Genomic DNA, 16700 nt, shown 5'->3' with positions numbered 1-16700 from the left:
GCAGGTCCTCCTCCAAGCTTATGACGAAGGACTGGACGGACATTCTTGATTTTCATTGGGTCGCGGAAAGCGCAGCCAGTCCAATCTGACGATGTTTTCAGATGCTCGGCTTGATGCGGCTGCCAGTGTGGCATTGACTGCATTCTAGGGAGAGCGAAAGCCGGAAGGCTGCCGCAAGCGTGTCTTCCGGTTTGCGCCTGTGGCCGCTACGGTTGAGAGACAGCGTGTGCCCTAACGCGCGGAACAAGGAGAACCAGCATGGCCGATGAACAGATTTTACAGGAAGGGGATATTGCCCCTGATTTTTCCATGCCTGCCAGCCGTGACCGCCATGTCAGCTTTGCTGACTTTAAAGGCAAACCCTTTGTGCTCTATTTCTACCCCAAGGCAGACACGCCCGGCTGCACGAAGGAAGCATGCGGGTTTAATGAGGCGCTAAAGCAGTTTGAGTCTGCCGGTTTGAGCGTTATTGGCGTCTCTCGTGATCCCGTGAAAAAGCTGGACGCTTTTGCCGATAAATTTGATCTCACCTTTCCGCTTGCATCTGATGAAAAAGGAGACGTGACGGAAGCCTATGGCGTGTGGGGAGAGAAGTCTCTGTACGGAAAAACCTATATGGGTGTTGATCGTACAACGTTTCTGATTGGCGCAGATGGTAAACTTGCTCGCATCTGGCGCAAGGTCAAAGTGCCAGGGCATGTTGAGGCCGTGCTGGAAGCGGCGCAGGCTCTGTAAGTCATATATCTGCGGGGCACAAAGACTATGGGGCTGCATTCAGGCCTATAGTCTTTGTGCCCCGCAGATTGATCCTGAGCTGCGAGGCGAGATGCAGCTTTCAGCCGACGCTGTAAGATTTCCTGATGATGTGGCTCAGCAGGATGAACCCAGCCAAACCGTGCGGCTGGGGAAGAAAAGGTCGGAAACCGGCTGGGTCTTACCAGCCGGAGTAATAGCCACCCGGAGCAGCATAATAGCCGGGTGCAGGTGCCACTGGCACAGCCGGGACAGCATAAACCGGCGGCGGAGGAGGTGGCGGCGGCGCATAGGCCACGGGCGGGGGAGGTGCTGCATTACCAAGGGCGGCTCCGGCCAGAGCTCCGACTGCCAGCCCACCAATAACGGCTCCGGCAATGGCTCCGCCATTTCCACCCCGGTGCCAGCCGCGGGGGCCACCGCCCCAGTAGCCACGCGGCGGCGGGGGAGAATGCCAGCGCGGGCCACCGCCCCAATTGGGGCCAGGATGCGCCTCGGCTGCCGGAACGCTTGCCAGCGCAGTGCCAGCAATAATGGGCAGAGCAAGAAGAAGTTTTGTCATACGGCGCATGATGTATGCCTCCTGAAAACGGGAAGGGAGAGGCGAACCACTCCTCTTCTCTGCTTTCAAATAATGCGCTCGCTCATGGCAATTTAAAGGCCCATTGCGGGCGATTTTGGCCTCTTCCTAATTTTTTTGTAATGTATGAGGCGTGGAAGAGCCGTTTTCTTCGCTGAGCCGATCGGTTTTGCGCAGGGTCAGCACCGTCAGCAATGTGACTGCCGCGCAGATGGAAACATAATAGGCAAACCAGATGTCATGCCCGGCCTGACGGCACCAGAGCGCAATATACTCCGTGGTGCCCCCGAACAGGGAAACGGTAACGGCATAAGGCAGAGCCACCCCCAATGCGCGGACCTGTGTAGGGAACAGTTCAGCCTTCACGATGGCGTTGATGGATGTATAGCCGGAGGCAATGCCCAAGGCTCCCGTAATCAGCCCGAAGGCTGCCCATGGAGAATGGACGCCGGAGAGAAGTGTCAGCAGCGGCACAGTGCCCAACGTTGCGCAAATGCCAAAATAAAGCAGAAGCGGTTTACGTCCAATCCGGTCAGACAAGGCTCCGAACGCAGGCTGCATCAATGCGAAGGCAAGCAGTGACGCGGAGGACACCAGCGTGGCGGTGTCCTTGGGGAACCCAAGTGTGTTGGCGAGGTATTTCTGCATGTAGATGGTGTACGTATAGAACACCACCGTGCCACCCAGCGTCATGCCGCATACGGTCAGGACGGAGCGCTTATGCTGAAGCAGAACGCGCAGGCCGCCTTGTTCATGTTTTTCATGGCTGCGCTCAAAGCGTTCACTTTCCTGCATCTGCCGCCGGAGCCAGAAGATCAGCACTGCACCAGCAGCACCCAGCAGGAAGGGAATACGCCAGCCCCATACTTCAATCTGATGGGGCGTCAGAAACACATACTGCATCAGCAGCAGGATAATAAGCGCGAGCAACTGGCCCATGACAAGCGTGACGTAGAGAAAACCGGACCAGAAACCGCGGTTCTGTGGGCTAGACATCTCCGCCAGATAGGTGGCGGAGGCCCCATATTCTCCACCCAGGCTGAGGCCCTGCACCAAGCGCGCCACAAGCAGCACGGCGGGCGCCAGCAGGCCGATCTGCGTATAGGTGGGGCAGACGGCAATGGCGAGAGAGCCCAGGCACATGGCGGTAACAGAAAGAGTCAAAGCCCAGCGACGACCATAGCGGTCAGCCGCTACGCCCAGCAGCCAGCCGCCGATTGGGCGCATGAAAAAGCCAACGGCAAAAATGGCGGCAGCGTTCAGAAGTTCTGCGGTTTCATTGCCACGGGGGAAAAAGGCATGTGCGAAGTAAATGGTGAAAGAGGAGTAAACATACCAGTCATAATATTCCAGCAGGTTCCCGGCGGACCCTGCCAGAATACCACGCAGACGCTGCGCCGTGGTCATTCCGGATCTCCGTTGTTTTTAAAAAGCCTGAGAACTGTTTGAAAAGCGCAGCCATGCGCCCTGACAGACATTTCAAACAGTCTCTAAGCCGGTTCTGATACAGAAGTTGCGTGGCAGACTGGACGGAGCAGTTTGCCCTTATTCGGGTTTCCGGTTTTCAAGCGCGGCATGCAGTTGGGTTGTATCCAGCGCATTTTCCCACCGGGAAATGACAATGGCGGCCACCGCGTTCCCCACCAGATTGGTGAGAGACCGACATTCTGACATGAAGCGGTCAATGCCCAGAATAAGCGCCATGCCCGCCACAGGCACGGTTGGCACAACGGAGAGGGTGGCTGCCAGCGTGATAAAGCCTGCACCAGTTACTCCCGCAGCCCCTTTTGAGCTGACCATGGCCACCAGCAGCAGCGCCGTCTGCTCGCCAAGGCTGAGGTGCACATCTGTGGCCTGCGCAATGAACAGGGCGGCGAGTGTCATGTAGATGTTGGTGCCATCCAGATTGAAAGAATAGCCCATGGGCACTACCAGCCCCACAATTCCTTGCGGGCAGCCAGCATTTTCCAGTTTGGAAATAAGGCCGGGCAGCGCAGATTCAGAAGAACTGGTGCCAAGCACAATCAGCAGTTCTTCCTTCAGGTAGCTTAGCAGACGCAGGATGCTGAACCCCATCAGGCGGGTGACAATGCCAAGAATGCCGCACACAAAAAGAATGGCCGTAAGGTAAAAGGCCAGCACCAGTTCGATCAGGTGGCCGATAGACGCCACACCAAACTTGCCGACCGTAAACGCCATGGCGCCAAATGCCCCGATAGGCGCCACATACATCACCAGCCGCACCACGCCGAACACCAGTTCCGTCAGGCTGCGGAACAGGGTCAGCACTTTTTCCCCCGCAGGCCCCATCTTGGCCAGACTGATACCAAACAGGATGGCCACCAGCAGAACCTGAAGAATTTCGCCAGATGTGAAGGCCCCTGCCGTTGTGGCGGGGATGATGCGCATCAGGAATTCTGTAAAGGAGTGGGAGTGGGCTTCACTCACAAAGGAGGCCACGGACCCCGCATCCAGAGATTCCGGCTTGATATGCAAACCGGCGCCGGGGCGCGCCACGTTGGCGACAATCATGCCCACAACAAGCGCGAAAGTGGAGAAAAACAGGAAGTAGGCCATGGCCTTGCCTGCCACGCGGCCTGTCTGCTTCAGGTCTGCCATACCGGCAATGCCGGTGCACACAGTCAGAAAAATAACTGGTGCAATCACCATCTTGATCAGTTTGACAAAACCATCCCCCAGAGGGCGGAGCGATGCGCCGATATTGGGGAAAAAATATCCAACCAGAATGCCTGTAACAACAGCAATAATAACCTGAAGATACAAAGAATGGCTGCGACCGGAAGCAGAAGAATGGCTAGGCAGGGACACGCGTAAGTTTCCTGTTTGTTCGTTATTCTTGTAAAGCAGCTATTTGCGCGGCAAACCTCATACCATTGTTATCAAAGGGATGTCATTGCATTGTCGTGATAAGAGTGAATTGGATCATCACATGTTGCATGCATGCCCCTTTTTTCCGGCGGGGTGATCAGAAGGGCTTATGGAGAATAGTATGCTGCTTGTGGGCGTTGCTGTGGGGGCGCTCGTGCTGGGTGCGGCGATGGCCCTGTTTTTGCGTCCCCGCCCGCAGGAAGGCGGGGCGGACGCTGATCTGCTGGCCAAGCTGTATGTGTTGATAGAGCGCGAGGCAGCAGTCAGCCGATCGGAGGTAGCACAGCAACGCGGCACCCTCTCTGAAATGGAGCGGGGCATGATGGCGCGGATTGAACAGATGCGCGCGGAAATGGCCGAGCGGCTGGGCGGCATAGCGGGCAGCATGGGGCGAGAGCAGGCCGAAGCCCGCGCAGCGCAGTCGGAAGCTCTGCGTGAGATGGCCGAGGCCTCTGCCCGTCAGTTGGGGGCCATTCGCACAGCGGTGACAGAGCAGTTGCATGAGGCCGTTGAACGCCAGATGCAGACTTCCTTCCAGCGCGTGCTGGAGCAGTTTTCCGCCATGCAGAAGGCCATGGGGGAGGTCCGGGCCATGACAGCGCAGATCAGTGATCTCAAACGTCTGTTCAGCAATGTGAAGACCCGTGGTGGCTGGGGGGAGGCGCAGCTCAAGGCCATTCTGGATGATGTGCTGCCCGAAGGCGCGTATGAGTCAAACGTGCGGCTGGGGCCCGGGAATGATGTGGTTGAATTTGCCATCCGCATGCCGGTGCGTGCCAGCACGCCGCCCGTTATGGCCATTGACAGCAAATTCCCCACCGAGGCGTACGAGCGCCTTCTGAACGCGGCGGAAGAAGGGGATGCGGTGGGGGAAAAGGCCGCACGCAAGGCGCTTGAAAACACGATGCGGCTGGAAGCGCGTAAAATTGCCGCCAAATACATTCAGCCGCCCAGAACGGTTGAATTTGCCGTGCTCTATCTGCCAACCGATGGATTATATGCGGAGGCCGCGCGTATTCCGGGCCTGTTTGATGAAATCAGCCGGACCTGCCGTGTCATGATCATGGGGCCAGCCCTGATGCCCGCCATGTTGCGCACGGTGCATCTGGGGTATGTGACCCTCGCGCTGGAAGACCGGACGGAAACAATAGCCCGGCTGTTGGGGGCCACCCGTCAGGAAATGATCAAGATGGACGGCGTGTTGGAAAAACTGGCCCGGAATGCACAGGCCATGTCTTCCTCCATTGAGGAAGCGCGGCGGCGCACGCGGGTTGTCAGCCGCCGTTTGCGAGAACTTGATGGCCCGGAAGACACGGAAGGGAGTATGGTGCCTGAAAGCTCGGCCCGGAAACCAGAGGGAGAAGGGGGACTTCCCCCAGCAGGTGTCTCTCACTCTGAAATGGAATTTACTGGCGTAACCCCACAGAAGACAGCATCAGAACAGATATGAATGACGAAACGGCATTGGAAACAGCACAGGGTGATAACGGCACAGGGCAGGAAAATCAGCCCCGTGGCGCGGTTCTTCTGATAGAAGACGATAGCACCATTGCTGAAGAAATTGTTGGGGAACTGACAGCCCACGGTCTGGATGTGCAGCATCGTGCCACAGGCGATGCTGGTCTTGCGGCGGCGCTGGCGGGTGGTGTGGATGTAATGGTGGTGGACCGTCTGTTGCCCGGCATGGATGGCCTGACGGTTATCGAAACCCTGCGTCAGCGCGGCATCCGCACGCCTGTTCTTGTGCTGTCTGCTCTTTCCGCCGTGGATGACCGCGTGACCGGTCTGAAGGCGGGCGGTGATGATTACCTAACCAAGCCCTTTGCCATGGAAGAACTGCTGGCACGGGTTGAGGCGCTGCTGCGCCGTCCGGATGATACCCGCAGCACGCGCCTGCGCGTGGGGCCGTTGGAGATGGATCTGATCGAGCGCCGCGTCTGGCGGGATGGGCGAGAGATTGAACTGCTGCCGCGTGAGTTCCGGCTTCTGGAATATCTGATGCGCAGGCCGGATCAGGTGCTCACCCGGTCCATGTTGCTGGAAGATGTGTGGCAGTATCGCTTTATTCCGCGCACCAATCTGGTGGATGTGCATATCGGTAAACTGCGTCGCAAGGTTGATGCTCCGGGCGAGGAACCATTGATCAGAAGCATTCGTGGCACCGGATTCCTGCTGCGTGTTCCTGACTGAGCTTTTCCGCACCGCCGCATTCCGCCTCACTCTTATGGCGCTGGCCGCCATGGCGGGCGTGATGGTGATGCAGTTTGCGCTGGTATATACGCAGATGGAGGCGGTGGAATCTCATCGTTCTACTGAACTGCTGCGTGGTGAAGCCAAACTGCTTGCTGAAATGACGCCGGAGCATCTGGAATACGTTATCCGGAAACGTGCGACGGATGATATGCGGCTGGTTATCAGCAGCGCAGGGCTGTTTGACCCCGGCCATGCCCTGATTACAGGTGATCTGCGGTCCTGGCCTCGGGGCCTGAAAGCAGACGGCAAACCTCATAATATTGAAATCTACCCGGAAGAAGGGGCCGCCTATCCGTTGCGCCTGCTGGCTGTCACGCTGGCGGATGGCAATATTCTGGTGCTGGGGCGCAGTTTTCATCTTCTCGCAGAACAGAAACTCATGCTCCGGCATGCCACGGTGCTGGCGGCCGTGCCGACCTTGCTGTTCGCGCTGTTGCTGGGGATGGTGCTCAGCCATCGCGCCCTCTCCCGCGTGAAAGACATGCATGAGGCGATAGACCTGATTATGGCAGGCGATATTCATGAACGCCTGCCTGCGGGCAAGGAGCGTGATGATCTGGAACGGCTTGCGGGAAGTGTGAACCGCATGCTGGACCGGCTGGAAAGCCTGATGAATGGCATGCGCGAGGTAGGGAACGATATCGCCCATGATCTGCGTACACCGCTCTCCCGCGTGCGGGCCAAGCTGGAGCGGGCGCTTTCCACCGGCGGCCCGCGCGATACGCTGGAGGGGGCTGTCTCCCGCGCAGTGGATGATCTGGACCAGTGTCTGGCAATTATCACGGCTTTGCTGCGGATTGCCGAAATTGAAAGCAGCCGTCGTCGGGCTGGCTTTGCTTCCCTCAATCTGGCCGATCTGGTGGCGGATGTTGTGGATCTGTATGAACCCATTGCGGAAACGGAAGGAATCCACCTTGTCACGCAGGTAGGCACTACGCCGGTTCAGATAGATGGGGACAGGCATCTGCTGATCGAGCTTCTGGCTAATCTGGTGGACAACGCCATCAAGTTCACGCCGGAGGGCGGGCAGGTGACGGTGGCCGTCATGCGGCAGGCGGACAAGGCCGTTCTGGCGGTTACGGATACCGGGATCGGGATAGCCCAAGGCGAGCGCGAGGCCGTGCTGACCCGTTTTTATCGCTCTGACAAAAGCCGACACGTGCCCGGAAGCGGGCTTGGACTCAGTCTGGTCTCAGCCATTGCGCATATGCATGACGCCACTGTGGTGGTGGAGGAAGGGGCCGGCGGGCGAGGCACCTGCTTCAGGATTATATTTCAATGACAAATGCATTTATACGGCCTGATTAAAAGCATTTTTATTGGCGCTTGAGAAGGATATCTGTATCTCACGTAGGTATGACTGATTCATCTGGATGCAGCCATTTGTGTGTCTTTACCGGAGGTGGGACACATGAATGAGATTGTGGTTACGGCGCTTAAAAAGCCATACACATTTGTCGTTCTGTCGATCCTCATTATGGTGTTCGGCATCAGGGGAGTATTCACGACACCAACGGACGTCTTCCCCAGTATCAAAATTCCCGTTGTGGCTGTTGTGTGGACTTATACTGGCCTTATGCCAGAAGATATGTCCGGCCGTGTTGTGTATTATTATGAGCGCGCCCTGACAGCGACGGTCAATAATATCGAGCACATAGAAAGTCAGTCTTATTACGGGCGCGGAATTGTTAAGATCTATTTCCAACCCGGAACCGATACGGCTGTCGCCCAGACGCAGATCACATCCGTTTCCCAGACAGTCATCAAACAGATGCCAACCGGCTCCACGCCGCCGCTGGTTCTGGCCTATAATGCATCATCCGTGCCGGTCATCACGTTGCAGGTGTCTTCCACCTCCATGACGGCCTCACAGATTTATGACATGTCCTCCAACCTGATCCGGCCTGCGCTGGTCTCCGTAGCGGGGGCCGCCATTCCCAACCCGTATGGGGGGCAGCCCGGCAACGTGATGGTGGATCTGGACCCCATCAAGCTGCTGGCGCACCAGTTGTCTCCGGTGGATGTCTCCCGTGCGTTGAACAGCCAGAACATTGTGCTGCCTGCTGGGGATCAGCGCATCGGCGCGTTTGACTGGATGGTGCAGACCAACGCCTCGCCCCGTGCGCTGGATGAATTGAACATGTTGCCCATCAAGCAGGTGGGGAACGCTGTTGTCCGCCTGCAGGATGTGGCGTGGGTGCATCAGGGTGGCCCGCCGCAGACAAACCTCGTGCTGGTCAAAGGCCAGCAGGGCGTGCTGATTGTGGTGATGAAAAGCGGTGATGCCTCAACGCTGGATGTTGTGTCCGGTGTGAAGAAACTGCTGCCGGGCATTACCAAAACCCTGCCGCCGGGTGTGGACATCAAGGTTCTGAATGACGCTTCCACCTTCGTGAAGGAATCCGTGCAGGACGTGCTGCGTGAAATGCTCACCGCCGCCTGTCTGACGGGTCTTGTGGTGCTGCTGTTTCTGGGGTCCTGGCGTTCCACGGTCATTATTGCCACCTCCATTCCGCTGGCCATGCTGTGCTCCATTATCGGGCTGGGCTGGGCTGGGCAGACCATCAACGTCATGACACTGGGTGGCCTTGCGCTGGCCGTTGGTATTCTGGTGGATGACGCCACGGTGATGATCGAAAACATCGATGCTCACCTTGAAATGGACAAGGATCTGGAGACCGCCATTATTGATGCGGCCAACCAGATTGTTATCCCGACCTTCGTGTCCACGCTGTGCATCTGTATTGTGTGGATGCCACTGTTCCAGTTGACGGGCGTTGCGGGCTGGCTGTTCATGCCCATGGCAGAAGCCATTATCTTTGCCATGATCGCTTCGTTCATTCTGTCCCGAACCCTTGTGCCGACCATGGCGAAATACATGCTGGCAGCGCAGGTGGCGGCACACGCCCATGGCCCGCAGCAGCCCAAAACCATTTTCGGTCGGTTCCAGAAAGGGTTTGAACGCAAGTTCGAGCAGTTCCGCCATGGGTATCAGGATCTGCTGACCCATCTGGTAGCAACGCGTGGCACCTTTGTGCCTGTATTTGTTCTGTGCTCCATCGGCTCGCTTGGTCTGCTGTTTTTTGTCGGGCAGGATTTCTTCCCAGAAATCAATTCCGACACCATGGCCATTCACATGCGTGCGCCACTCGGCACCAAGCTTTCAGAAGCAGGCAAGATTTCACAGTTGGTCAATGATGAGATCGAACGCACGCTCAACGGTCAGGTGGAAAGCATTGTCGATAACTGCGGTTTACCGTTTAGCCCGCTGAATCAGGCGTACATTCCAACACCAACAGTTGGCACGCAGGATTGTGATCTCACCATCTCCCTCAAGGACCCGGATTCTCCGGTGGCCGAGTATCGGAAGATGCTGCGGCGCAACCTGAAGGAGAAATTTCCCGGCACGCAGATTTCCTTCCTGCCGGGGGATCTGACTGCCAAAATTCTGAACTTCGGTCTGCCGTCACCGATTGATGTGCAGGTGGTGGGGCGTAACCTTGCGGACAATTTCCGCTTTGCCAACCGTCTGGCTGACCGGCTGCGGCATGTCACGGGTCTGACAGATGTGTCCGTCCAGCAGCCCATGACCACGCCCACCCTGCGGGTGAACGCACGCCGGACATACGCACTGGGCACGGGTATTACAGAATCAGACGTTGCTAACAACGCGCTTGTGTCCCTCTCGGGTAGCTCGCAGGTCGGGCAGGTGTACTGGCTGGACACAAAGACGGGCGTTTCGCATCTGATTGATATCCAGACCCCAGCCACGTTCCTGCAAACCATGAACGATCTGGAAATTACGCCCATTGATAAGGGGGACGGCAACCCAACGGGCCAGCCTCCGCAAATTCTGGGTGGCCTGAGCCATATTGAGCAGATCGGCACACCGGGCGAAGTGGCGCATTACAACATCATGCCGGTGTTTGATATCTATGCCTCTAATGAGGGGATAGATCTCGGCACAGTCTCGCGTGAAGTAGAGCGGATTGTGGACGAAGTGCGGCCTGATCTGCCGCGTGGCTCCACGCTGGAAGTGCGCGGTCAGGCTGTGACCATGAACAGTGCCTACGCACAGCTTCTGGGTGGCTTGGCCATGTCCGTGCTGCTGGTGTACCTGCTTATTGTGGTCAACTTCCAGTCCTGGCTGGACCCGTTCATCATCATCACCGCGCTGCCCGGTGCGCTGGCGGGTATTTCCTGGAGCCTGTTCCTGACCCACACCACCCTGTCCGTGCCCGCACTGACGGGGGCCATCATGTGCATGGGCACTGCCACGGCAAACGCCATTCTTGTGGTATCCTTTGCGCGGGAACGGCTGGAAGAGCATGGGGATGCCATTGCGGCGGCCATTGAGGCCGGGTTTGAACGTATCCGCCCCGTGCTGATGACGGCGTCTGCCATGATTATCGGTATGTTGCCGATGTCTCTGAGTAATTCACAGAACGCGCCGCTGGGTAAGGCGGTCATGGGTGGCCTGATGGTGGCCACGGTGGCCACCCTGCTGTTTGTGCCCTGCGTGTTCGCAATGCTGCATAATCGAAAAAAGCCGGTGACGACGGAAGAGGGAGAAAGCGCATGAGCGCGCAGAACGAGGGCGATCATGATCACACGGAGCGTCATGATACCCAGCCAGCGCCTTCCTCATCCCGCCGTAAGTTAGGGATTGCTCTGGTAGGGGGCGCTGCGGTCATTCTGGCTGTGGTCGGGATTGTCGAACGTCATTCCAATTACATGAATCTGGCGCAGGAAACCGCGCGGGATGCCACGCCAGCGGTGCAGGTGATCTACCCGCAGCCGGGGCCATCCGTGCGCAAGCTGTCTCTGCCCGCCAACATTGCCGCATGGTATCAGGCACCCATCTATGCGCAGGTCTCTGGCTACGTGAAAATGTGGTACAAGGACTTCGGCGCCGTGGTGAAGGCTGGCGATGTGCTGGCAGAAATTGACACCCCGGGTCTGGATGCTCAGTACGCTGCCGCCAAAGCCAACCTGAACGTGGCGCAGGCCCGCTATAAACTGGCCCAGATTACCGCGAAACGTTGGAAGGCGTTGCAGGGCACGCAGGCTGTTTCTCAGCAGGAGGTGGATGTACAGGCCGCCAATGCGGAGGCGCAGAAAGCGCAGGTTGAAGCGGCCGAGCATGAGGTCGAGCGGTTTGCGGCCCTTGAAGGGTTCAAGAAAATCGTCGCGCCGTTTGATGGCGTCGTCACGTCGCGTTTTGCCGATGTGGGTGACTACGTGAATGCCGGGCGCGGGGATGTGGATGCCCACGGTAACGCGACCGAACTGTTCAGCGTGGCGGATGTGCATGCCATGCGCGTGTTTGTGGCGGTGCCGCAGGATTACGCGGATATCATTTCCCCTCGGCTGGAGGCGGATCTGAGCATTCCGCAATATCCGGATCGCACGTTCAAGGCCAAGTTCCTCGCCACGGCGTCGGCTTTCAATGCCTCAACCCGCACGGTGACAACGGAACTAACGCTGGATAACAAATCCGGCGAGCTATGGCCCAATTCCTACGCCACGGCGCATTTCAGCGCGCCGGGTGATGAGGACATGCTGATTCTGCCTGAAGGGGCCATCATATTCCGGGCAGAAGGAACGCAGGTGGCGCTGGTGGATGATTCCAACCATGTGCATCTGGTCAATGTGACGGTCGGCACCAATCTGGGAACGACCGTGCAAATTCTGAGCGGGGTGAAAAAAACAGATCGCGTGGTGAACAGCCCATCTGCCGGGCTGCTGGATGGGCAGGAAGTTAGAATTGTCAAAGGCACGCCGGGTTACAATCTTCCGTCCAAAAAGCCAGCCACCAAGCCTAAGCCCGCTGCGGACGACACCAACAAGGATGATACGCGGGCCATGCCCGAAGATGAACGCCCCGGCCCTGAGGCTGGAGGGCGTCAATGACGGTGCGGATGGCGTCTCGTAAAACGGTGCGTTCGGGGTTTCTGCTAGGGCTGTCTCTTGCAACCATGTTGTCCGGTTGCGATATGGCGCCCCGCTACAAGCCTACCCCCCTCAAGTTACCGGAAAACTGGGGCGAGCAAGGCGTGCTGCGCGCAGCCCATCCTTCTGATGATGCCATCCGGTCTGACTGGTGGACCATGCTGGGGGACCCGGAACTCAACCAGTTGGAAGATCAGGCCATGCGCCTGAACCCGGACCTTCAGGCCCAGGCTGAGGCCTTCATGCAGGCCCGTGATGTGGCGATGGAGGCAAAATCCCACCTCTATCCGCAACTCAACGGCATGGCGGCTGGAGAGAAATACAAAGGCTCCCGGCACAGGCTCTGGCGTGGGGCCGGGTCTCAGGGGCCGGTCTATATGTCCTCCGAGCAATATTCGGCAACGGCAACGTGGGAGCCTGATTTCTGGTCTGCCATCCGCAACAAGGTGCGGATGAGCAAACAGCGCACGCAGGAGGCTGCGGCACAATATGCTCTGGCCCGGCTGAGCCTACAGGCTGAACTGGCGAGTGACTACGTTCTGTTGCGTGGGCTGGATGCGCAGGATGCGGTTTATAAGGATTCCATCCGCTATTATCAGACCGCCGTGCAGGTCACTAAAATGAGGCTCGCCGGTGCCATTGCGCCCGGCATGGATGTCTCGCGTGCGGAGGCGCAGCTTTACGCCACGCAGGCGCAGGAGACGGACATCAAGGCCCAGCGGGACGTGATGGAACATGCCATTGCCGTGCTGGTGAATGAGGCTCCGGCATCCTTCCATATCGCGCCGACAACCCGGCTCAGCTTTACAGAACTGCAGCCTCCTGTGGCGCTGCCGGCTACCCTGCTGGAGCGCAGGCCGGATATTGCAGCGGCTGAGCGGCGGATGGCGCAGGCCAATCGTGCGATTGGTGTGTCCCGCGCGGCGTTCTATCCGCACATAACCTTCAACGCCATGACAGGGTTCATGGATAACGGGTTCGATCTCGCGTCGCTCTCCAATTCCATGTACCAGTTTGGTGTGCAGGCGCTTCTGCCTCTTTTCCAGGGCGGTCTGCGGCGTGCGGAACTGCAACGGAACTGGTCGCAATATAGGCAGGAAGAGGATCTGTATCGGAGCACCGTGCTGGATGCGTTTCAGGAAGTGGAAGACAACCTGACCCGTACCTCGCGCCTGAAAACGGAAGCCCAGCAACAGAGTGGCGCGGTTGATGCAGCGCTCCGCACGCAGAGCATGACCATGGCGCTCTATACTGGCGGCCTGACCAACTATTTGGATGTGGTGGTTGCGCAGGTGGCGGCGCTACAGGCACGCATTGCGCTGGTGCAGGTGGAAACCCGTGCCGTGGATGCCCGTGTGCAGCTTATCCGTGCATTGGGGGGCGGGTGGTCTCGTGCTGAACTGCCCAAGCCGGACAAGATCATGCCGTTCCATCCGCTGCAATATGGCAATTTGCGCCACGCCAAACCGCTGGCTGGTATTGACACAAATGCCGATCCCGCATCCTCTGATCTGACAGGGCAGGGGGTATCAAAAACCTCTCAGCCCCTTGACAGAACGGATACGCCCCGGTAAGCGCGCCTTTCCTATCGGAACGCGGGAGGTTCTTCCTGCGCCATATCCATGGTGCAAAAGAGTCGAATGAACCGCGGTCCGGGTTCAACAAGAGGAGTCCCGGATATGGCCAAAAAAGTTGTTGGCTACATCAAGCTTCAGATTCCCGCTGGCAAGGCGAATCCTTCGCCGCCGGTTGGTCCCGCGCTCGGTCAGCGTGGTCTGAACATCATGCAGTTCTGTAAAGAATTCAACGCCAAGACCCAGGGTCTTGAGCCCGGTATGCCGATTCCGGTCGTCATCACCGCTTATGCAGACCGTACGTTCAGCTTCATCACCAAGACCCCGCCGAACACGTACTTCCTGTTGAAGGCCGCCAAGGTTTCCAAGGGCAGCCAGACTGTAGGCAAGAGCGCCGCCGTGGGTAAGGTGACCATGGATCAGCTGCGTGAAATTGCTGAGCAGAAGTTCAAAGACATGAACGCCAACGATATCGATGGTGCAGTGCGGATGCTGGTTGGTTCCGCTCGCTCCATGGGTCTGACGGTGGAGGGCTGAGAGCATGGCCAAGAATAAGCGTTTTGCCGCTGCGCAGGCAAAAGTAACGCACGGTCAGGCTTATGGGCTGGATCAGGCAATTGCTCTGGTAAAGAGCAACGCAACCGCCAAGTTTGACGAAACGGTTGAAATCTCCCTGAACCTCGGCATTGACCCCCGTCATGCTGACCAGATGGTCCGTGGTTTCGTGTCCCTGCCGAATGGCACGGGCAAGACCCTGCGCGTTGGCGTGTTCGCACGTGGTGCCAAGGCTGAAGAAGCTCAGGCTGCCGGTGCAGACGTTGTTGGCGCAGAAGACCTGATGGAAAAGGTGCAGGCTGGCGAAATCAATTTCGACCGCTGCATTGCCACCCCGGACATGATGGCTCTGGTTGGTCGTCTGGGTAAGATCCTCGGCCCGCGTGGTCTGATGCCGAACCCCAAGCTGGGCACCGTGACCATGGACGTTAAGGGTGCGATTGAAGCAGCCAAGTCCGGTCAGGTTGAATACCGCGCTGAAAAGGCCGGTATCGTGCACGCTGGTATTGGTAAGGCTTCTTTTGACGCTGCCAAGCTGGAAGAAAATGCCCGCGCATTCATTGATGCCGTGCAGAAGGCTCGTCCGTCTGGTGCAAAAGGCACGTACCTGAAAAAGGCAGCGCTGTCCTCCACCATGGGGCCGGGTGTTCAGTTGGATATCTCAGCTTTCGCTGGCTGAGTATGAAATGCTGCTGCGTCAGGCTCTGTCTGGCGCAGCACCATGGGAAGGATGGTCATCTGGCTATTCTTCCGGAACCTGTCCGAGACCACACGCGGCTTGGCCGTAATTAGCCCCCTAGGGCTTGCGGGTGGTAAGATGGGGATGCTGGTTGCAGGCTGTATGTTCGGCAGGCTCCGGGTATTCCGTTCAAGGACAGGCGAGCTGGATTTCATGGTGGTCATGAAATCCTGAGGGCAACCCGTTCTGATCGGCTTCGTGCTGGGCAGAACAAGACGGAGACGGGATTTGAACCGTACGGAAAAGCGGGACTTCGTTGCTTCCCTTGCCGCCGTGTTTGCCGAAACGTCCATGGTTGTGGTTACCCGGAATGACGGGCTGACCGTAGCTGATGTGACGGATCTGCGACGCAAGGTGCGTGCAGCGGGTGCGACGTACAAAGTCGCGAAAAACCGGCTGGCAACTCTCGCCCTGGATGGGACCCAGTTCGATGGCATCGCGCCGCTGCTGAAGGGGCCGACCGCGCTTGCGTGGTCAGCAGACCCTGTGGCTGTGGCAAAGGTGATCGTCGAGTTCGCCAAAACCAATGACAAGCTTGTGCTGCTCGGCGGCGCTCTTGGTTCTCAGGTATTGAATGCCGACGGAATCAAGGCTCTGGCCGAACTGCCGTCTCTGGATACGCTTCGTGCGCAGCTCGTGGGTCTTATCTCCACGCCGGCTACACGCATTGCAGGCGTTACCCAGGCACCGGCTGGCCAGCTTGCTCGGGTTTTTGGGGCCTATGCCAAAACGGGTGAGGCGGAAGCCGCCTAAAGCCATATCCTTGCAAAAGGGTGTGTTTTCAATTGAGCGTGGCCTTCCTGCTGAGGGGGTTGCGCTTTGCTAACCAGTGTTTATATTAGGAAGTCTAATCATGGCTGATCTGAACAAGCTCGTTGACGAACTGTCTGCTCTGACGGTTCTTGAAGCTGCTGAACTTTCCAAGCTGCTCGAAGAAAAGTGGGGCGTTTCCGCTGCTGCTCCGGTTGCTGTTGCTGCCGCTGCTGCTCCGGGTGCCGCTGCTGCTCCGGCAGAAGAAAAGACCGAATTTGACGTGATCCTGGCCAAGGCTGGCGACAAGAAGATCAACGTCATTAAGGAAATCCGTGCCATCACCGGTCTGGGCCTGAAAGAAGCCAAGGATCTGGTTGAAGGTGCACCGAAGACCATCAAAGAAGGTGCCAGCAAGGACGAAGCCGAAAAAATCAAGAAGACTCTTGAAGACAACGGCGCAAGCGTCGAAATTAAATAAGTTCGCCATAGCTTCGCCGCGTTGCGGTGAGGTGATGGAAAAGGTTTTCGGGTGGAGGTATAACGCCTCTGCCCGTTTGCCTGTTTCGGGTTCTGTTTCGAAGCAGGGTGTTACGCCGGGTTTTCCGGTAGGGCTAAGCGGCCTGAAACAAAAGGTCGGACCATCAGGCCTGCG

Annotated in this window: 14 protein-coding genes; 11 read left to right on the top strand and 3 right to left on the bottom strand. The window is 57.8% G+C overall.

Translation table 11 applies throughout. The features are described from left to right. The first annotated feature begins 258 nt into the window (after positions 1 to 258). A complete protein-coding gene (gene bcp / locus ASN_RS00830) occupies positions 259 to 735 on the top strand; it encodes a thioredoxin-dependent thiol peroxidase (RefSeq protein ID WP_058986935.1) in 477 nt (158 codons plus the stop codon). Positions 736 to 934: 199 nt separating this feature from the next. On the opposite strand, the gene ASN_RS00825 is transcribed toward bcp, so the two are convergent. The 3 genes from ASN_RS00825 to ASN_RS00815 form a co-directional block, all read right to left on the bottom strand. Continuing rightward, positions 935 to 1324 carry a hypothetical protein gene (locus ASN_RS00825; protein WP_006559122.1) on the bottom strand — a complete coding sequence of 130 codons (390 nt, stop codon included), beginning with the start codon at positions 1322 to 1324 and terminating at the stop codon, positions 935 to 937. A gap of 117 nt (positions 1325 to 1441) precedes the next feature. Continuing rightward, positions 1442 to 2740 (bottom strand): MFS transporter, encoded by a 1299-nt coding sequence (locus ASN_RS00820; protein WP_006559123.1) that lies wholly within the window; start codon positions 2738 to 2740, stop codon positions 1442 to 1444. Positions 2741 to 2878: 138 nt separating this feature from the next. After that, the gene (locus tag ASN_RS00815) at positions 2879 to 4162 is read right to left on the bottom strand and encodes a dicarboxylate/amino acid:cation symporter (protein WP_006559124.1); all 1284 of its coding nucleotides are present in this window, start codon (positions 4160 to 4162) and stop codon (positions 2879 to 2881) included. Between the two features lie 181 nt (positions 4163 to 4343). Here ASN_RS00815 and rmuC point away from each other — a divergent pair, with 181 nt between their 5' ends. From rmuC to rplL, 10 genes are all read left to right on the top strand, one after another. Next, positions 4344 to 5672, top strand: a complete 1329-nt coding sequence (gene rmuC, locus ASN_RS00810; protein WP_407922289.1) for a DNA recombination protein RmuC — start codon at positions 4344 to 4346, stop codon at positions 5670 to 5672. Further along, positions 5669 to 6412 carry a response regulator transcription factor gene (locus tag ASN_RS00805; protein ID WP_006559126.1) on the top strand — a complete coding sequence of 248 codons (744 nt, stop codon included), beginning with the start codon at positions 5669 to 5671 and terminating at the stop codon, positions 6410 to 6412. Before rmuC ends, ASN_RS00805 begins: the two co-directional genes overlap by 4 nt. Continuing rightward, positions 6399 to 7757, top strand: coding sequence for a sensor histidine kinase (locus ASN_RS00800; protein ID WP_082666527.1), 1359 nt, complete (start codon positions 6399 to 6401; stop codon positions 7755 to 7757). The genes ASN_RS00805 and ASN_RS00800 overlap by 14 nt, the downstream gene beginning before the upstream one ends. Before the next feature lie 129 nt (positions 7758 to 7886). After that, complete coding sequence (locus ASN_RS00795; protein WP_058986933.1) at positions 7887 to 11057, top strand: efflux RND transporter permease subunit; 3171 nt, start codon at positions 7887 to 7889, stop codon at positions 11055 to 11057. Further along, the gene (locus tag ASN_RS00790) at positions 11054 to 12388 is read left to right on the top strand and encodes an efflux RND transporter periplasmic adaptor subunit (RefSeq protein ID WP_058986932.1); all 1335 of its coding nucleotides are present in this window, start codon (positions 11054 to 11056) and stop codon (positions 12386 to 12388) included. The genes ASN_RS00795 and ASN_RS00790 overlap by 4 nt, the downstream gene beginning before the upstream one ends. Beyond that, positions 12385 to 14001: an efflux transporter outer membrane subunit gene (locus ASN_RS00785; protein WP_197603314.1), complete on the top strand. Its 1617-nt coding sequence runs from the start codon at positions 12385 to 12387 to the stop codon at positions 13999 to 14001. Before ASN_RS00790 ends, ASN_RS00785 begins: the two co-directional genes overlap by 4 nt. A 105-nt stretch (positions 14002 to 14106) precedes the next feature. Further along, the gene (gene rplK, locus ASN_RS00780) at positions 14107 to 14538 is read left to right on the top strand and encodes a 50S ribosomal protein L11 (RefSeq protein ID WP_006557743.1); all 432 of its coding nucleotides are present in this window, start codon (positions 14107 to 14109) and stop codon (positions 14536 to 14538) included. A 4-nt stretch (positions 14539 to 14542) separates the two neighbouring features. Beyond that, complete coding sequence (rplA, locus tag ASN_RS00775) at positions 14543 to 15235, top strand: 50S ribosomal protein L1 (RefSeq protein ID WP_006557744.1); 693 nt, start codon at positions 14543 to 14545, stop codon at positions 15233 to 15235. Between the two features lie 288 nt (positions 15236 to 15523). After that, positions 15524 to 16048, top strand: coding sequence for a 50S ribosomal protein L10 (gene rplJ, locus ASN_RS00765; protein ID WP_006557746.1), 525 nt, complete (start codon positions 15524 to 15526; stop codon positions 16046 to 16048). Between the two features lie 100 nt (positions 16049 to 16148). Continuing rightward, entirely contained in the window at positions 16149 to 16526 is a 378-nt protein-coding gene (gene rplL / locus ASN_RS00760) for a 50S ribosomal protein L7/L12 (protein WP_006557747.1), read from the top strand. Positions 16527 to 16700: the final 174 nt, after the last annotated feature.

Origin of the sequence: Acetobacter senegalensis, from assembly GCF_001499615.1 — a bacterium.
GTDB lineage: Bacteria > Pseudomonadota > Alphaproteobacteria > Acetobacterales > Acetobacteraceae > Acetobacter > Acetobacter senegalensis.
The sequence above is the reverse complement of the archived record's forward strand: the minus strand, read 5'-3'. Positions and strand labels throughout refer to the sequence as shown.

Bases quoted from the DNA above. Each gene is read 5' to 3' on its own strand.
- ASN_RS00790 (WP_058986932.1), top strand. From the start codon at position 11,054: ATGAGCGCGCAGAACGAGGGCGATCATGATCACACGGAGCGTCATGAT.
- ASN_RS00795 (WP_058986933.1), top strand. From the start codon at position 7,887: ATGAATGAGATTGTGGTTACGGCGCTTAAAAAGCCATACACATTTGTC.
- ASN_RS00820 (WP_006559123.1), bottom strand. From the start codon at position 2,740: ATGACCACGGCGCAGCGTCTGCGTGGTATTCTGGCAGGGTCCGCCGGG.
- rplA (WP_006557744.1), top strand. From the start codon at position 14,543: ATGGCCAAGAATAAGCGTTTTGCCGCTGCGCAGGCAAAAGTAACGCAC.
- rmuC (WP_407922289.1), top strand. From the start codon at position 4,344: ATGCTGCTTGTGGGCGTTGCTGTGGGGGCGCTCGTGCTGGGTGCGGCG.
- bcp (WP_058986935.1), top strand. From the start codon at position 259: ATGGCCGATGAACAGATTTTACAGGAAGGGGATATTGCCCCTGATTTT.
- rplL (WP_006557747.1), top strand. From the start codon at position 16,149: ATGGCTGATCTGAACAAGCTCGTTGACGAACTGTCTGCTCTGACGGTT.
- ASN_RS00805 (WP_006559126.1), top strand. From the start codon at position 5,669: ATGAATGACGAAACGGCATTGGAAACAGCACAGGGTGATAACGGCACA.
- rplK (WP_006557743.1), top strand. From the start codon at position 14,107: ATGGCCAAAAAAGTTGTTGGCTACATCAAGCTTCAGATTCCCGCTGGC.
- ASN_RS00825 (WP_006559122.1), bottom strand. From the start codon at position 1,324: ATGCGCCGTATGACAAAACTTCTTCTTGCTCTGCCCATTATTGCTGGC.
- ASN_RS00785 (WP_197603314.1), top strand. From the start codon at position 12,385: ATGACGGTGCGGATGGCGTCTCGTAAAACGGTGCGTTCGGGGTTTCTG.